Consider the following 17359-nt stretch of genomic DNA (forward strand, 5'->3'; position numbering starts at 1 on the left):
AGCCGGGCCCTGTTTAGTGTTGCAGGATCTTGCTGAGGAAGTGCTGGGTGCGTTCGTGGCGGCCCTCGGGGTTGCCGAAGAAGTCTTCCTTCTGGCAGTCCTCGATGATGTTGCCCTTGTCCATGAAGATCACCCGGTTGGCGACCTTGCGGGCAAAGCCCATCTCGTGGGTCACGCACATCATGGTCATGCCTTCGTGGGCCAGTTCGACCATCACGTCCAGTACTTCGTTGACCATTTCAGGGTCCAGCGCCGAGGTCGGTTCGTCGAACAGCATGACGATCGGGTCCATGGACAGCGCGCGGGCGATCGCCACGCGCTGCTGCTGGCCGCCGGACAGCTGGCCGGGGTGCTTCTTGGCGTGGGCGCCAAGGCCGACGCGGTCGAGCAGGGCGAGGCCCTTCTTGGTGGCTTCGGCTTCGCTGCGACCGAGCACCTTGCGCTGGGCGATGGTGAGGTTTTCGGTGATGGTCAGGTGCGGGAACAGCTCGAAGTGCTGGAACACCATTCCCACCCGCGAACGCAGCTTGGGCAGGTTGGTCTTGGGGTCGGCGATGGAGGTGCCGTCGACCACGATGTCGCCTTTCTGGAACGGCTCCAGCGCGTTGACGCACTTGATCAGGGTGGATTTGCCCGAACCGGACGGCCCGCACACCACCACCACTTCACCTTTCTTCACCTCGGTGCTGCAGTCGGTCAGCACCTGGAAGTCCCCGTACCACTTGTTGACGTTCTTGATGGAAATCATACGGTGATCCTTTTTTGCAGGCGCTTGACCAGCCACGAAGCGGAGAAGCTGATGATGAAGTAGACGACACCGGCGAAGATCAGGAACTCATGGGAGCGCCCGATGATGTCGCCGTTGGCACGCGAAGAGTTGAGGAAGTCGACCAGGCCCACGGTGTACACCAGCGAGGTGTCCTGGAACAGGATGATGCTCTGCTGCAGCAGCAGCGGGGTCATCTTGCGAAACGCCTGGGGCAGGATGATCAGGCGCATGACCTGGCCATAGGTCATGCCCAGGGCCTGGGCGGCGCCCATCTGGCCCTTGGAGATCGACTGCACGCCGGCACGCACGATTTCGCAGAAGTACGCCGCCTCGAACATCATGAACGCCACCACGCACGAGGTGAACGCACCGACCGGGGTGTCTTCGCCGGTGATCCAGCGCAGCACGAACGGCACCGCCAGGTAGAACCAGGTGATCACCAGCAGCAGCGGGATGGAGCGGAAGTAGTTGACGTAGGCGCCGGCAATATTGGCCAGTAGCTTGCTCGACGACAGGCGCATCAGGGCCAGCACGGTGCCCAGGGCGATACCGCCGACCACGCCCATCACCATCAGTTGCAGGGTCAGGACCATGCCGTCCCACAGCGCTGGCAGGGCCGGGATGATTTCGCTGAAGTCCATTTCCATTTACTTGCCCCCCACGGAAATCAGGCCAGGCACGGCGACTTTCTTCTCGATCATGCGCATCAGCAGCATCAGGCCCATGTTCAGGGTGAAGTAGATCAGCGTGGCCAGGGTGAACGCCTCGAACAGGTTGGCGGAGAACTCGGCCGTCTGTTTGGTTTGTGCCAACAGCTCCATCAGGCCGATCAGCGAGGCCACCGAGGAGTTCTTGAACACGTTGAGAAATTCGGAGGTAAGCGGCGGAATGATGATCCGGTAGGCTTGTGGCAGCAGCACGTTGCTGTAGATCTGCGACAGGCTGAAGCCCATGGCGCGGGCAGCGGCTTCCTGGCCGCGGGGCAGCGCCTGGATACCGGTACGCACCTGTTCGCACACCCGGGCAGCGGTGAACAGGCCCAGGCAGATGACCACGCTGATCAGCGCCGAGGTGGTCGGGTTGAGGTCCTGCTTGAACCACTCCTGCAGGCCTTCGGGCAGCAGGTCGGGGACCAGGAAGTACCAGATGAACAGCTGCACCAGCAGCGGTACGTTGCGGAACAGCTCGACGTAGGCGGTGGCGATCCCTGACACCAGACGGTTGGGCACGGTGCGCATGACGCCGAGGATAGACCCCAGCAGCAGCGCGATGATCCAGGCGGAGATGGCGATGGCGATGGTCCAGCCCAGACCGGTGATGTACCAGTCCAGATAGGTCTCGCTGCCCACGCCGGTGGACTTGAAGAACACGCCCCAGTCCCAGTTGTAATTCATCGGGATTTCCCCTCAGACGGTTGTTTCACGGGCACCTTCGAGCTTCCAAGGGCGCTGGGCGCCCTCGGAAGAAGGGTAGACACTTAATCAGTGGCCTGTCGGAACGATTCGCGCAGTTGAGCGCCAGGCCACTATCTGCAGCTGAGGATCAGGACTGCTTGTCGTCGGCGGCCTTGTCGGTCGGCTCGGCGATCAGTTTCTTCAGCTCGTCGCTCATCTTGAACTGCAGGTTCAGGCCTTTCGGTGGGATCGGCTGCTGGAACCACTTGTCGTAGCTCTTGTTGACTTCACCGGACTTGTAATAAGCAACGATGGCGTCATCGACGGCTTTCTTGAACGCCGCGTCTTCCTTGCGCACCATGCAGCCGTAGATTTCGTACGACTGCGGGGTGCCGGTGATGACCCAGTCAGACGGCTTGCGCGCCTTGGCCATTTCACCGGCCAGCAGGGCGTCGTCCATCATGAAGGCCACGGCGCGGCCGCTTTCGAGCATGTTGAAGGCTTCGCCGTGGTCTTTTGCCGAGATCACGTTCATCTTCATCTGCTTGTCGGCGTTCATCGCCTTGAGCAGGCGCTCGGAGGTGGTGCCTGCGGTGGTTACCACGTTCTTGCCGGCCAGGTCCGGGAAGTCTTTATAGGATGGCTGGCCATCCTTGACCTTGGTCAGCAGGCGGGTACCGACTTCGAAGATGCCCACGGTGAAACCGACCTGCTGCTGGCGCTCGACGTTGTTGGTGGTGGAGCCGCACTCCAGGTCGACGGTGCCGTTTTGTACCAGCGGGATGCGGGTTTGCGAGGTGACCAGGTTGTACTTGACCTTGATGTCGGTGCCCAGTTGCTTCTTGAGCGCTTCGACGACGGCCAGCTGGATGTCGTGGGAGTAGCCCACCGGCGTAGTGCTGCCTGCCAGGTAGGAGAACGGGATGGAGGAGTCGCGGTGGCCCAGGGTAATGGTGCCCGAGTCCTTGATCTTCTTGAGCGTGCCGGTCAGTTCTTCAGCCATGACTGGCGACGAGATGACAGCAGCCGCGATGGCGGCGCCCAGCAATTGACGAACGATGCGCATCAAATTTTCCTCGACGTGTTTGTTTTTTTTATGGAGCCGTTGGCGGACTCTTTCGTTCAACGAATACAGCATCAAGCGTGGTGCATTCGGCTCCCAAGTGTAGAGCATGAGTCGTGCCAAGCTCTGAGAGTGATCATAACGGCGCGAAAATACTAGGGATTAATGTTTTTTGACGATTCTGCGAGCGGCTTTGCCGTGCGGGTTTCCGAATGAGTGGCTGTAATGCGTTCGGAAAACCGAATGAGTGGCCGGCAAGATCTATTTAACGCGGGCCGGGCAACGGGCGGTGTTCTGCTGGGGGTTTTCAGCAGGAGCATCCGGCATGACCGACATTGCCATCCCGTTCGATTCAATCGATGCATTGATTGCCAGCCGTTTGCCGAATTGGCTGGGCCAGGCCGATGTGTCGCACCTGGGCGCCTTCCAGCGTGCCTTGCAGCAACAGCAGGCGAGCGCGCTCAAACTTGCGCCGTTGTTCGATAGCCTCCCTTCACTGGAGGCTTTCGCCGCGCCCTTGCTGGAAAAGGCGCTTGAGGACGCGGGCGCCGGCAAGCTCGATGTGCGCCGTTGCAAGGTGCAGGTGAGCCGGGATGTCGAATTGCCCAGTGCATCGCCTCATCTTAAGTCGCCCTGGCGTGTGTACAGTTCGACCCAGAGCTTGCTGGCTGCTGCGCTGCACAATTTCCATGAAAGCGAGACCCGGAGCTCGATTTTCCGCCGCAGTTATTTGAGCGACGAAAACGGCAGGCCGTTGAGGCTCGGCTACGAAGCCTTCACCGCCGTTTGCCGCAAGCTGGACCTGGGCGCCAGCTACCAGTTTTTGCTCAAGTTGCAGTTCATGCCGGCGACGACAGCCGACGGGGGCGCCCATGAAATCGAGCTGCAGATCGAAGAGAACCTGCGGGCGCAGATGGAAGTTGCGGTGCGCATGGCCAGGCTCAGGCAGCAACTCGATGAGCAAAGCTACCTTGAGCTTCTGTCTATCTTCGCGTCCCCTCCCACAGTGCCCTCGGTAGCCCAGCAAGTCGTTGCCCGGCAACTTTACCTGCTGGGCAGGAAGGTACGCGGCGTGGTCACCCTGGAGGTGCGTGATGCGCCGGGCCAGCCGGTCAATGCGGTGATTGCCTGGCTGCCTGGGGATACCCAGTTGCCGCTGAGCCGGCACGCTTCATGGGAGGCACTGTACCTGGCATTGGCACTGCGCTTGCGCGAGCCTGCGTTTCGCGGGTTTTTCGGGCGTTTTATCAGCGAGCGTGACCGTGGCAAGTTCTTCGGCCGGCTCAAGGCCCTGCAACGGGGTGCCGGGCCCGATGCTGCGGTCGAGCTGGACGGGCGCAACCTGGCGCTCGACGACAAACTGTTTGTGCACCTGCGCAAGCTGCAACTGGAAAAGCTGCTGGACGACGCCCGCGTACTGGCGGTACCGACCGGGGATGAAGACGAGGTCGACCGCCATGAGCGGCTTGAGGGCATGCTTGCGGCAGGGTTCGACCTGCTGGCCCTGGCCAGTATGTTCGTGCCTGTGTTGGGGCAGGTGATGCTGGTGGTGACGGCGGTGCAGATTGCCGGGCAGGTCTATGAGGGGTACGAAGACTGGGCGATCGGCGATCGCGAAGGGGCGCTGGACCGTGTCTTTGGTGTGGCCCAGAGCCTGGCGGTCGGGGTGCTGGTCGGCAAGGCAGGGGCGACGGCCTTGCGCCTGACCCGCCGGCTGCCGTTCGTCGACGACATGCAGCCGGTGCGCACCGACGCAGGTTCGGTAAAGCTGGCCAGCGAGGCGCTGGACGCTTACCGGCAGGACGACCAGGCGCTTGCTGTGGGCCATCAGGTGCGTGAGGGGGATGGCTGGCGCTTGCGCATGCATGACGGCGCCTACCAGGTGCACCAGCAAGCGGCCAGCGGGCAATGGCGCATCGGGCACCCGCTACGCAGCGCCGCCTATGCCCCGAAACTCGAACACAATGGCAGCGGCGGCTGGCGTCATGAGCTGGAGCAGCCGCAGCAGTGGCAAGGCGCTGGCCTGTTGCTGCGGCGCCTGGGCCGCCAGTTGGCGGCGGTCCCGGACGATGCCGCGCGGGCGCTGGTCGAGGCCACCGGTTTTGCTGAGGCGCACCTGCGCCAATTGCACCTGGAGAATGCGCCGCCGCCAGCACGCTTGCTCGATGCTTTCGAGCGCCGTGAGTTGCACCAGCAGTATCCGGCCCTGCGTGGTGCGGCTTTCGATGGCTACCTGGCTGAGCGCGAGAGGGTGCCAGGCACAGCCGCCAGCGTGTTGCGCCGGGACTTCCCTGGGCTGACGGCGCGCTGCGCCGAAGAAATCGTCGACCAGGCCAGTAGCGAGCAGGTAGAGCGGATGCTGGAACATGGGCGCATTCCGCTGGCCTTGGCCGAGCGGGCACGCTGGCAGTTACGCGACAGCCGCCTGGATCGCGCCTGCGCCGGCCTGCGCCTGCCCCAGGCGGTCAACCCCGATTGCGAGCGGCTGGCCTTGGGGTTGGTTGATCGCCTGGCCCCCTGGCCGGCTGATGTGCGTATCGAGTTGCGCGAGGCAAAGGCCGATGGCGCTCTGCTGGCCTCCCAGGGGGCCGCAGAGGCGGGCAAGGTGTATCGGGTGGTCAAGATGAAAACGGGATATGCGCTGCAGAAAGGGCCGGGTGCCGGGCAGGCCACCACCCGCGACAGTCTGCTGCGGGCGTTATGGCTGAGCCTGGACGACGGGCAGAAGGCCCATTTGGGGGCGGCAGTGGAGGATGACCAGGCGCTTGCCGAGCGTTTGGCTGCCAGTGCTGGTGCTGATCGTGAGCAGGCTGCCGGGTTGATCGGCATGGCGCCCGTCGGGCGCGGGTTGCGAGCGCCCCGGCGGCTGGGTGACGGGCGCATCGGTTACTCGCTCAGTGGCCGGGGCGAGAGCAGCCGGCAAGCGATACGGCGGGGCATTCACCAGATCTTCCCGACCCTGACCCACCTGCAGATGGAGGCGTATGTGCTGGACCTGCTCAGCCGGCGGGTGGACCTGTGGGAGCATTACAGCCTGTTGCAACGCCAGCTTGCCGAGCTGCGTGGGCAGCTGCGGGCCTGGCGTGACGCGGCGCCCAACCCCCTGGACCTGCTCAGGCGGCAGCGGGTAGCAGATGCGATCCGCCGCAGTTGGCGGCGCAAGCTGGTCGACCTGGGCGGTGACCCGGTGCTGGTGATCGAGGGGGAGCGGGTGGGGCGCTTGCCGGTGCTGCCGGCGGGCGTGGATTTTTCCCATGTGCGGCGCCTGACGTTGAGGAACATGGGGTTGACGGAGGTCGATGCGGACTTTCTCGCGCGCTTCCCCAACCTGGTCGAGTTGGACCTGCGCGAAAATGCGCTGGAGGCGATTCCGCCCGGGGTCGAGCGCCTGACGCAGTTGCGCCAACTGCACCTGGCGCGCAACCAGATCACCCTGGACACGGCCGGCAATGCCCGCCTGGCCCCGCTGACCAGCCTGCATACCCTGGACCTGAGCCACAACCCGTTGGGCCAGGCGCCGGATTTGGCGGGTTTGCGCCATTTACGCCGGGTACTGCTGCGGGCGACCGGGCTGGATGCGCTGCCAACCCCGGCGCGCCGCCTGTCCTGGCGTGGCCTGGCCGACCTGCGCGACAACAGCATTCGCCAGTTGCGCATCGATTTGAACGCGCTGCGCCTGCGCCTGGGCCGCCTGAGCCTGCACGACAACCCGCTGGACGAAGCCGACGAAGCGCTGCTGGAGCAGGCCAGTGGCGTGAATGAGCCAAGGGGTGAGCATGGCGCGGCTGATTTCGCCTTGCGCGAGCTGTGGTTGGGGCAGGAGCGCGGCGAAGCCCGCCAGCAGCACCAGAGGATATGGGATGCGCTGCAGGCCGAGCCTGACTCGGCTGACCTGTTTCGTTTTTTGGCCGACTTCGCGCAGATCGATGATTTCGACGAATACCCGGAGTACTACCGCAATCGGGTCTGGCACATACTTGAAGCCTGCGATGCCCATGAGCCGCTGCGCTTGCGTCTGTTCAGCGAAGCCAGTGGCCCGCGCACCTGCGAAGACCGCCTGCTGCTGACCCTGAGCCAGCTCGAGCTGGCGGTACTGGCCGAACAGGCGGTGTTCGACGGGCCTGCGGCCCATGTGGAAAGGCGGCTTGTGCAACTGGGGCGCAGCTTGCTGCGCCTGGATGAGCTGGACCGCTTCGCTGCCCGGCATGTGCAAGCCTTGCATGAGCGCGACATCGCCCTGATCGATGAAATCGAGGTGCGGCTGTTCTTGCGCATAAGGCTGGCGGCGGCGTTACGCCTGCCTGCGCAGCCGTCAGCCATGCATTACGAAAGTTTCGCCAAGGTCACCACCAGTGACCTCAAGCGTGCCCAGGCGCAGGTGCTGGCCACGGAGACCCGCGAGCGGGTGATCGAGTCGTTGGCGCAACGGCCGTTCTGGGAGCGTTACGTGCGTGAACATTATCTGGAGCGCTTCGAGACCTTGGCCGAACCTTTCCATCAGCGCCTCGAAGTGATCGAGGCGGCGGTTGGGGAAACCGGTGAGCAACTGTACCTGGAGCAGAGCAATGCATTGATGGTCGAGCTTGAGCGTGCCGAGCGGGCGCTCATTCGTACCCTGGCGCAGGAGGCCTATGAGCGCTCGAACCCTTGAGTTCAAGCGCCTCTGTAGGAGCAGGCTTGCCTGCGATGTGGCCCAAGCACGCCTGCGCTGCCTTACGCCGCGCGAACGCGCCCGCGGCTCTGCTCGGCGTTTGCCAGGTAATCGGCCAGTGCCTGCTGCTCGGCGGCACTGGTGAACAGGCCGAGCTTGGTGCGGCGCCAGAGGATGTCATCGGCGCTGACCGCCCACTCCTGGCTGCACAGGTATTCCACTTCACGGGTGAACAGGCCGCCACCGATGGCCTGGCCCAGGTCTTGCGGCCCTTGTACGCCATCCAGCAACTGCCACACGCGGCTACCGTAGGTGACCGCCCAACGCTTGGCGATATCCACTGGCAGCCAGCCGTGGCTTGCCAGCACGGAGTCGACCAGGGCTTGCACGGTGGTCATGTTTTCGCCGCCTGGCAGCGGTGCGTCGGCGGTCCAGCTGCCGCGCATCTGGGTGAAGAACGGCTTGAGTTCGGCCATGGCCGATTCGGCCAGCTTGCGGTAGGTGGTGAGCTTGCCGCCGAACACCGACAGCAGCGGCGCCTCGCCTGCGCCGGCAGACAGCGCCAGGGTGTAGTCGCGGGTCACCGCCGAGGGGTTGTCCGACTCGTCGTTGCACAGTGGGCGTACGCCGGAGTAGGTATGCAGGATGTCGGCCCGGTCCAGCTGGTGGTTGAAGTGTTCGTTGACCACCTTGAGCAGGTAGTCGGTCTCCTGTTCGGTGATCGCCACCTGGGCCGGGTCGCCGCTGTACTCGCGGTCGGTGGTGCCGACCAGGGTGAAGCGGTCCAGGTAGGGGATGCAGAACACGATGCGCTGGTCTTCGTTCTGCAGGATGTAGGCGTGCTCGCCCTCGTACAGGCGCGGCACGATCAGGTGGCTGCCCTGGATCAGGCGGATGCCATACGGCGCGTCGAGCTTGAGGTCGTCCTTGATGAAGCTGGCGACCCAGGGGCCGGCGGCGTTGACCAGGGCGCGGGCGCGAATGGTCTGCAGGCTGCCGTCGGCGTGCTGCAGTTCGACTTGCCACAGGCCATCGACACGCTCGGCACGCAGGCAGCGGGTACGGGTATGGATGTGCGCGCCCTTTTCACGGGCGGCCATGGCGTTGGTCACCACCAAGCGGGCGTCGTCCACGGCGCAGTCAGCGTATTCGAAGCCGCAGGTAATCGCCGGCTTGAGCGGGTAGCCCGGGCCGAAGCGCAGGCTGCGCGAGGCGCCCAGGCGCTTGCGTTTACCCAGGTGGTCATACAGGAACAGGCCGGCGCGGATCATCCAGGCGGGGCGCAGGTGCGGGCGGTGCGGCAGCACGAAGCGCATCGGCTTGACGATGTGCGGGGCCTTGGCCAGCAACACTTCGCGCTCGGCCAGGGCTTCGCGTACCAGGCGGAATTCGTAGTGTTCCAGATAGCGCAAGCCGCCGTGGATCAGCTTGCTGCTGGCCGACGAGGTGTGCCGGGCCAGGTCGTCCTTTTCGCACAGGAACACGCTCAGGCCACGCCCGGCGGCATCGGCGGCGATACCCACGCCATTGATGCCACCGCCGATCACGGCGAGGTCGTAACAGTCGAGCGGTTGTGGCGAAACGGGCTGGGACACGGCAAGGCCTCCTGGGGCTGCTCATAGCGAATATGAACATTGATGTTCGTTTTCGAAAATACTAGCGCAATGAACAGGCGGTCGCCAGTCAGTCTTCATAGAAAAAACTGATCAGATGACAATCAAATGAACATAAACGAACAGATAACTTGTAGGAGCCGGCTTGCCGGCGATAGCGTCCGTGCAGGTAGGCGCTATTGCAGGGCCGGCCCTATCGCCGGCAAGCCGGCTCCTACAGGGGGCTCAAACCACCTCGAGGCGGATCTTGTGCTGGTTGAGCTGCTGGGTGAGGGCGGGGGTGGGGGGCTGGTCGGTCACCAGGCAGTCGATCAGGCTGATCGGGCCCAGGCGTACCATGGCATTACGGCCGAACTTGCTGGAGTCGGCGGCGAGGATCACCTGGCGGGCATTGGCGATGATCGCCTGGGAAACCCGTACCTCTTGATAGTCGAAGTCCAGCAGGCTGCCGTCCTCGTCGATGCCGCTGATGCCGACCACGGCGAAGTCGACCTTGAACTGGCTGATGAAGTCGACGCTGGCCTGGCCGACCACGCCGCCGTCGCGGCGCACCGTGCCGCCGGCCACCAGCACCTCGAAATCATCCTTGGCGCCAAGGATGGCCGCCACGTGCAGGTTGTTGGTGATGATCTTCAGGTGGTTGTGGTTGAGCAGCGCGCGGGCGATGGATTCGGTGGTGGTGCCGATGTTGATGAACAGCGAGGCGTGGTCGGGGATCTGCCGGGCCACGGCTTCGGCGATGCGCTGCTTTTCGTCGCGCATCTGGTCGGCGCGCATGGCGTAGGCGGTGTTCTCGATGCTCGAGTCATACGCCGCGCCACCGTGGTAGCGGCGCAGCAGGTTCACTTCGGCGAGTTGGTTGATATCGCGGCGGATGGTCTGGGGGGTGACGACGAACAGCTGCGCCATTTCCTCGATGCTGACGTAACCGCGTTCGCGTACCAGCTCGAGGATTTGTTGTTGGCGTGGGGGCAGATTCATGGGCGGTCCTTGGGGGCTGCCGGACAAATGCTGCAATGATGCCGTAGGACGTTGTGTAGGACCAGCGTGGTTTTTGCGCAAACGATCAGCTAGCCATCGCGGCAGGCTCGGCGTTTGAACCACTAGGGGCGGTAGGGGCTTGCCGATGCCAAACCAGCCACGGATTGATGTTGCCCACACCGGCCTCATCGCCGGCAAGCCGGCTCCTACATTCAGGCCTGCGCTGTACCTGTAGGAGCCGGCTTGCCGGCGATGAGGCCGGCTCAGGCAGCACAAGACAGTTGCTCCACGGGTGCCCTGCGCTGCGGTCGATATCAGGCGTCGTGATCTTCCCAGTCGCGGGTACGGTCCACGGCCTTGCGCCAGCCTTTGTAGAGTTTTTCTTTCGAGGCTTCATCCAGCTGCGGGCTGAACTCGCGTTCGATGATCGCCTTGTCGCGCAGCTCGTCCAGGCCGCTCCAGAAGCCGCAGGCAAGGCCGGCCAGGTAGGCGGCGCCCAGGGCGGTGGTTTCGCGCATTTTCGGGCGCTCGACGCAGGTGCCGAGGATGTCGGCCTGGAACTGCATGAGGAAGTTGTTGGCCACCGCGCCGCCGTCCACACGCAGCTCGCTCAGGCGTTGGCCGCAGTCCTGCTGCATGGCGTCGAGCACGTCGCGGGTCTGGTAGGCGATCGACTCGAGCGCTGCGCGGATGATGTGGTCGACCTTGACCCCGCGGGTCAGGCCGAACAGCGCGCCACGGGCATACGGGTCCCAGTAGGGGGCGCCCAGGCCGGTGAAGGCGGGCACCAGGTACACGCCGTTGCTGTCCTTGACCTTGCTGGCGAAGTACTCGGTGTCGTGGGCGTCGTTGACGATCTTCAGCTCGTCACGCAGCCACTGCACGGTGGAACCTCCGTTGAATACCGCGCCTTCCAGCGCGTAGGCCACCTCGCCACGCGGGCCGCAGGCGATGGTGGTGAGCAGGCCGTGGGACGATTTCACCGCCTGGCTGCCGGTGTTCATCAGCAGGAAGCAGCCGGTGCCGTAGGTGTTCTTGGCCTGGCCGGCCTCCACGCACATCTGGCCGAACAGCGCCGATTGCTGGTCGCCGGCGATACCGGCGATGGCGATGCCGCTTTTGGTGTGGCCGTAGACCTCGGACGATGGGCGTACTTCGGGCAGCATCTGCCGTGGGATGCCGAGGATTTCCAGCAGCTTGTCGTCCCACTGCAGGCTGTGGATGTTGAACATCAGGGTGCGCGAGGCGTTGGTGTAGTCGGTGACGTGCACCTTGCCACCGGAGAATTTCCAGATCAGCCAGCTGTCGACGGTGCCGAACAGCAGCTCGCCGCGCTCGGCGCGTTCGCGGGCGCCTTCGACATTGTCGAGAATCCACTTGAGCTTGGTGCCGGAGAAGTACGGGTCAGTGACCAGGCCCGTGGTTTCGCGGATGTAGTCTTCGTGGCCGTCACGCTTGAGCTGGGCGCAGATCTCGGTGCTGCGCCGGCATTGCCAGACGATGGCGTTGTACACCGGGCGGCCGGTTTGCTTGTCCCACACCACGGTGGTTTCACGCTGGTTGGTGATGCCGATGGCGGCCACCTGGGCGTGGCTGATGCCCGCCTGGGCCAGGGCCTCGACCATGGTTGCGCTTTGTGTGGCGAAGATTTCCATCGGGTCGTGCTCGACCCAGCCCGCTTGCGGGTAGTGCTGGGCGAACTCGCGCTGCGAGGTGCCGACCACGTTGGCGTCGCGGTCGAAGATGATGGCCCGCGAACTGGTGGTGCCCTGGTCCAGGGCGATGATGTAGTTCTTGTCCAGGGTGTCTGTCATGTCGATGGCCTTGCACGAAATGGGAGTAGGTCAGGGCGTGGCGGGCGTTCTCGCCCGGCGCTGGCGTCAGGAAACCTGGGTGTCGCCCTGCGGAGTATCGTCTGCTTGTGGGGCTGCGGCCTGCGCGCTTGGCAGGTTGCGGGCAATCAGCCCGCGGTACAGGGCCGCGCCCAGGCTGGCGCCGAGGATCGGGGCGAACACCGGCACCAGGAAATACGGGATGTCGCGCCCGCCAGTAAAGGCCACTTCGCCCCAGCCGGCCAGGAAGGTCATCAGCTTGGGCCCGAAATCACGCGCCGGGTTCATCGCAAAGCCGGTCAGCGGGCCCATGGCGCTGCCGATCACGGCAATCAGCAGGCCGATCAGCAGCGGCGCAGTGGCGCCCCGGGGCAGGCCGTTGTTGTCGTCGGTCAGGGCCATGATCACGGCCATCAGGATGGCGGTGATCACCACCTCGACCAGGAACGCCTGGCCGGTGGACAGCGCCGGGTGCGGGTAGGTGGAGAACACCGAGGCCAGCTCCAGGCTGGCCTGGCTGCCGCGCAGCATGCCGTGGGCCTGTTCGAAATCGAAGAACAGGTTGCTGTATAGCGTGTATACGAGCGCGGCGCCGCAGAACGCGCCGCACACTTGGGCGAGGATGTAGAAGGGCAGTTTGCGCTTTTCGAAGCCGGCGAACAGGGTGAGGGCGATGCTCACTGCCGGGTTCAGGTGCGCGCCGGAAACACCGGCGGTGAGGTAGATGGCCATGCTCACGCCCACCCCCCAGATGATGCTGATTTCCCAAAGGCCGAAGCTGGCGCCTGCGACCTTGAGCGCGGCGACGCAGCCGGTGCCGAAGAAGATGAGCAGTGCGGTGCCGATGAACTCGGCCATGCATTGGGCGGACAGCGTGGGCTGGCGTAGAGCAGTCGTCATGTATTGACCTCGGTTCTTGTTGTTGTGAGGCGCTGGGCGCTCGACAGCAATAGGCCCGGCGCCAATCCCCATTGACGTCGGACGGGTAGCATCAGGTGCACCTAATAAGTGCACCGCTTATTCAGAAACGAAAAAATATAGACAAGAAACGCTGATGTCAAAGGTCGAAAATGAACGTTCAGCCACATTCTGACTGCTGCGGCGCCCTGTGAATCCACAGCCGCTGCTCTAGCCCGGGGGCGCGCTGGATGGCGCCGGGCATTTGCCCTAAAGTAGCGCCGACCTGTGATCGACTGGAGCCGTTGATGACCCCCGCCCTGGACCTGCTGAAGAAGGCGCGTGCCGAACACCGCGTGCACAGCTACGAACATGACCCGAAAACCGCCTCTTACGGGCTGGAGGCGGCGGAAAAGCTCGGCCTTGACCCGCAGCGGGTGTTCAAGACATTGCTGGCCAGCAGCGAGAAGGGCGAGCTGCTGGTGGCGGTGGTGCCGGTGGTGGGCACCCTTGACCTCAAGGCGCTGGCCCAGGCTGCCGGGGTCAAGAAATGCGAAATGGCCGACCCCCAGGCGGCCCAGCGCTCTACCGGTTACCTGGTGGGCGGCATCAGCCCGCTGGGGCAGAAGAAGCGCTTGCGCACCTTCATCGACCAGTCTGCGCAACAGCATGAAACCATTCATGTGAGCGCTGGCCGGCGCGGGCTGGAGGTGGAACTGGCGGCAGCGGTGCTGGCCGAGCACACCCAGGGGCAGTTTGCCGGGATTGGCCGCGGCTGACCTTTGCCCAGGCCCACATGTGATGGGTTGGTGTGGGAGCGGCTTTAGCCGCGAACACCGGCAGAGCCGGTGCCATCCACCGCGTCGTCTGCTTCGCGGCTAAAGCCGCTCCCACAGGGACTGCATAAGCTTCAGGCCAGTGCCGTACCTGTAGGAGCCGGCTTGCCGGCGATGAGGCCGGTTCAGGCAGCACAAGACAGTTGCGCCCACAGGGATCGCATGAGCTGCAAAGCTCTGCAGCACCCTGATCTGTATGGTCACAAATATCCGCACTCTGTCACTGTTCGCCTGGCGCGCCTTGCCCCATGCTCGGCCCTCGATAACCAGGACAGAAGGACCGTGTCATGCAGTTGCACTTTCATCAGGTCGACGCCTTCAGTGACCGCCCGTTCGCCGGCAACCCCGCCATGGTCTACCTGCTCGAACAGTGGCTCGACGAAGCGCTGATGCAGCGCATCGCCGCCGAGCACAACCTGGCCGAGACCGCTTTTGTGGTGGCCAGGGGCGAAGCCTACGAGATCCGCTGGTTCACCCCCACCACCGAAGTGCCGCTGTGCGGCCATGCCACCCTGGCCAGTGCCTATGTACTGTTCGAGGTGTACGGCGAGCAGAAGCCGCGCCTGGACTTCCACAGCCAGTCCGGCCCCTTGAGTGTCAGCCGTGAGGGTGACCGCCTGCTACTGGACTTCCCGCGCATCGACCCGCAACCGGTGGACCAGCCGCTACCGGTGGCCGAGGCGCTGGGTTGCGAGGTGCTCGAGGTGCGCCACAGCAAGGGCAAGGAGCTGTTTGTGGTGTTGCCTTCGGAGCAGGCCGTGCGCGATTGCACGCCGGACATGGCTGCAGTGGCCAACCTGCCAGGGCTTGGGGTAATCGTCACCGCGCGTGGTGACCAGCATGATTTCGTCTCGCGCTACTTCGCTCCGGCCATCGGTATCCCTGAGGACCCGGTGACCGGCTCTACCCACTGCCTGCTCATTCCGTACTGGGCCGAACGTTTGGACAAGACCGAACTGCGCGCGGCCCAGCGCTCGGCGCGGGGCGGCGAGCTGTTTTGCAGGCTGGAAGGGGAGCGGGTGAAAATTGGCGGGCATGCCACGCGGGTGGCCAGCGGTACGCTGACGCTCTGAGCAAGTGCTGATGCGCAAGCCGGCTCCTACAGGGAGCGATACAGCGTTATCAGCCGTTGCTCAATGCGCCGAGCTGTAGCGGCGCACGCCGTTCTCCTGCGCGCTCAGTTGCGCGGCCACGCTGCCTGGCACCGGGAACAGCACCAGGTGGTCCGCCGCCACGGCAATCCCCACGTCCTGCCCGACCTGGTGGTCGATGTGGCTGGGGAAGATCGCCTCGAGCTGGCTGCCGGTGGGCAGTTGCAGGCGGTACAGGGTGGAGGCGCCGAGGAAGCTCTTGCCGACGATCTGTGCACGCAGTGCGCTGTCGGGCGCGTGGATGATGTCGTCCGGGCGCAGCAGCACATCTACCGAACTGCCCAGGGCCATGGTGTAGGCGCGGTTGCCGCGCAGCTCACCAAGCTCGGTGGTGACCGCCTCGTGGCTGCTCATCTGGCCGCGGATGAAATAACCCTGGCCGATGAAGCTGGCCACGAACGGTGTTTGCGGTTCGTGGTAGAGGTTGTAGGGGGTGTCCCACTGCTCCAGGCGGCCTTCCTTGAACACGCCGACCTGGTCGCTGACGGCGAAGGCTTCTTCCTGATCGTGGGTGACCAGGATGGCGCTGGTGCCGCGGCTTTTCAGAATGTCGCGTACCTCGTGGCTCAGGCGCCGGCGCAGCTCTACGTCGAGGTTGGAGAACGGCTCGTCGAGCAGCAGCAGTTGCGGCTCGGGGGCCAGGGCGCGGGCCAGGGCGACACGTTGCTGCTGGCCGCCGGACAGCTCGTGCGGGTAGCGCCCGCCGAGGCCGCCGAGCTTGACCAGCTCGAGCATCTCTTCGACCACCTCGGCCTGCTTGGGGTGCTTGCCGATGCCGAACGCGATGTTCTGCGCCACGGTGAGGTGCGGGAACAGCGCGTAGTCCTGGAACACCATGCCGATGCGGCGCTTCTCGGGCGCCAGGGTGAAGCCTGCGCGGGAGATGACCTCGCCGGCCAGCTGGATTTCACCGTCGTGCACCGGCTCGAAGCCGGCGATGGCGCGCAGCGTGGTGGTCTTGCCGCAACCGGACGAGCCCAGCAGGCAACCGATGTCGCCTGCGTTCAGGTGCAGGTTGAGGTTCTGGACGATGCGCTGGTCGCCATAGCCGCAGGCGAGGTTGCGCAGGTTGAGCAGTAGGGGTTGACTCATGCGTGGTGGTAAGCCGGTTCTACAAGGAATTCCAGAAGGGCCTTCTGTGCATGCAGGCGGTTTTCAGCTTCGTCCCAGGCGACCGAACGGGGGTCGTCGAGCAGGTCGTTGCTGATTTCCTCGCCGCGATGGGCGGGCAGGCAATGCATGAACAGGGCGTCGGGTGCCGCCAGGTCGAGCAGTTCGCGGGTGACCTGATAAGGCGCGAAATGCGCCAGGCGCCGTGCAGTTTCCTCTTCCTGGCCCATGGAAGTCCAGACATCCGTGGTCACCAGGTGCGCGCCGCGCACGGCTTCTTTCGGGTCGCGGATGATCTGCACGCGCTCGCCACCCAGTTGCAGGAAGCGGGCATCGGGCTCATAGCCTTCGGGGCAGGTGATGCGCAGCTGGAAGTCGAACTGGCAGGCGGCCTCGATGTACGAGTTGCACATGTTGAAGCCGTCGCCGATCCAGGTGACGGTCTTGCCCTGGATCGAGCCGCGGTGTTCGAAGAAGGTCTGCATGTCGGCCAGCAGCTGGCACGGGTGCGATTCGTCTGACAGGCCGTTGATCACCGGTACTTTCGAGTTGGCGGCGAATTCGGTGAGGGTGCTGTGGGCATGGGTGCGGATCATCACCGCATCGACCATGCTCGACAGCACGATGGCGCTGTCGGCGATGGGCTCGCCACGGCCCAGTTGCGTGTCGCGCGGCGACAGGAAGATGGCCTGGCCACCGAGCTGGATCATGCCGGCCTCGAACGACACACGGGTGCGGGTGGAGGATTTTTCGAAGATCATCCCCAGCACGCGGTTCTTCAGGGGCTCGAACAGCACGCCGCGCTTGCGCAGGTCCTTCAGCTCGATGCCTCGGCGGATCACACCGAGCAATTCGTCGGTGGTGAAATCCAGCAGGGAGAGAAAGTGCCTAGCGCTCATGATTGACTACCTTATCTGCAACGGTGTGCAGGTCGACCGTATGGGTTTTGTTGACAACGGGAGTGACCTGCGGCGTAAGCCGCACGGGGCGGACGGAATAGGGAAAGGCGCAATACTATAATTAAATGTCGCCTCAAACCAAGAGGGGAAACAGTGCGTCTGT

The 17359-nt window shown here is 64.2% G+C and carries 13 protein-coding genes; 3 read left to right on the forward strand and 10 right to left on the reverse strand.

Translation table 11 applies throughout. The features are described 5' to 3' along the window. Window positions 1–13: 13 nt before the first annotated feature. The 4 genes from ACI2KK_RS05585 to ACI2KK_RS05600 all read right to left on the reverse strand — a co-directional run bounded on the left by ACI2KK_RS05585 (window position 14) and on the right by ACI2KK_RS05600 (window position 3229). The gene (locus ACI2KK_RS05585) at window positions 14–748 is read right to left on the reverse strand and encodes an amino acid ABC transporter ATP-binding protein (protein WP_217842077.1); all 735 of its coding nucleotides are present in this window, start codon (window positions 746–748) and stop codon (window positions 14–16) included. Further along, window positions 745–1416, reverse strand: a complete 672-nt coding sequence (locus ACI2KK_RS05590; protein ID WP_404668191.1) for an amino acid ABC transporter permease — start codon at window positions 1414–1416, stop codon at window positions 745–747. Before ACI2KK_RS05590 ends, ACI2KK_RS05585 begins: the two co-directional genes overlap by 4 nt. After that, window positions 1417–2163, reverse strand: coding sequence for an amino acid ABC transporter permease (locus tag ACI2KK_RS05595; RefSeq protein ID WP_404668192.1), 747 nt, complete (start codon window positions 2161–2163; stop codon window positions 1417–1419). Window positions 2164–2311: 148 nt separating this feature from the next. Continuing rightward, window positions 2312–3229, reverse strand: coding sequence for a glutamate/aspartate ABC transporter substrate-binding protein (locus tag ACI2KK_RS05600; RefSeq protein ID WP_217887990.1), 918 nt, complete (start codon window positions 3227–3229; stop codon window positions 2312–2314). 322 nt (window positions 3230–3551) lie between these two features. Here ACI2KK_RS05600 and ACI2KK_RS05605 point away from each other — a divergent pair, with 322 nt between their 5' ends. After that, window positions 3552–7877: an NEL-type E3 ubiquitin ligase domain-containing protein gene (locus tag ACI2KK_RS05605; protein WP_404668193.1), complete on the forward strand. Its 4326-nt coding sequence runs from the start codon at window positions 3552–3554 to the stop codon at window positions 7875–7877. Between the two features lie 62 nt (window positions 7878–7939). On the opposite strand, the gene glpD is transcribed toward ACI2KK_RS05605, so the two are convergent. The 4 genes from glpD to ACI2KK_RS05625 all read right to left on the reverse strand — a co-directional run bounded on the left by glpD (window position 7940) and on the right by ACI2KK_RS05625 (window position 13203). Next, the gene (gene glpD, locus ACI2KK_RS05610; protein WP_404668194.1) at window positions 7940–9472 is read right to left on the reverse strand and encodes a glycerol-3-phosphate dehydrogenase; all 1533 of its coding nucleotides are present in this window, start codon (window positions 9470–9472) and stop codon (window positions 7940–7942) included. A gap of 243 nt (window positions 9473–9715) precedes the next feature. After that, entirely contained in the window at window positions 9716–10471 is a 756-nt protein-coding gene (gene glpR / locus ACI2KK_RS05615; protein ID WP_369990060.1) for a DNA-binding transcriptional repressor GlpR, read from the reverse strand. 314 nt (window positions 10472–10785) lie between these two features. After that, on the reverse strand, window positions 10786–12285 hold the full coding sequence (glpK, locus tag ACI2KK_RS05620) for a glycerol kinase GlpK (RefSeq protein WP_369990061.1): 1500 nt from the start codon (window positions 12283–12285) through the stop codon (window positions 10786–10788). A gap of 66 nt (window positions 12286–12351) precedes the next feature. Further along, window positions 12352–13203, reverse strand: coding sequence for an MIP/aquaporin family protein (locus ACI2KK_RS05625; protein ID WP_404668195.1), 852 nt, complete (start codon window positions 13201–13203; stop codon window positions 12352–12354). A 305-nt stretch (window positions 13204–13508) separates the two neighbouring features. Here ACI2KK_RS05625 and ybaK point away from each other — a divergent pair, with 305 nt between their 5' ends. After that, a complete protein-coding gene (ybaK, locus tag ACI2KK_RS05630) occupies window positions 13509–13979 on the forward strand; it encodes a Cys-tRNA(Pro) deacylase (RefSeq protein ID WP_217887994.1) in 471 nt (156 codons plus the stop codon). Between the two features lie 344 nt (window positions 13980–14323). Beyond that, complete coding sequence (locus tag ACI2KK_RS05635; protein WP_217842087.1) at window positions 14324–15109, forward strand: PhzF family phenazine biosynthesis protein; 786 nt, start codon at window positions 14324–14326, stop codon at window positions 15107–15109. Window positions 15110–15169: 60 nt separating this feature from the next. On the opposite strand, the gene ACI2KK_RS05640 is transcribed toward ACI2KK_RS05635, so the two are convergent. After that, a complete protein-coding gene (locus ACI2KK_RS05640; RefSeq protein WP_404668196.1) occupies window positions 15170–16279 on the reverse strand; it encodes an ABC transporter ATP-binding protein in 1110 nt (369 codons plus the stop codon). Next, the gene (argF, locus tag ACI2KK_RS05645; protein ID WP_404668197.1) at window positions 16276–17196 is read right to left on the reverse strand and encodes an ornithine carbamoyltransferase; all 921 of its coding nucleotides are present in this window, start codon (window positions 17194–17196) and stop codon (window positions 16276–16278) included. The genes ACI2KK_RS05640 and argF overlap by 4 nt, the downstream gene beginning before the upstream one ends. Window positions 17197–17359 lie beyond the last annotated feature (163 nt).

This window comes from Pseudomonas sp. NPDC089406 (assembly GCF_044900265.1).
Lineage (GTDB): Bacteria > Pseudomonadota > Gammaproteobacteria > Pseudomonadales > Pseudomonadaceae > Aquipseudomonas > Aquipseudomonas fakonensis.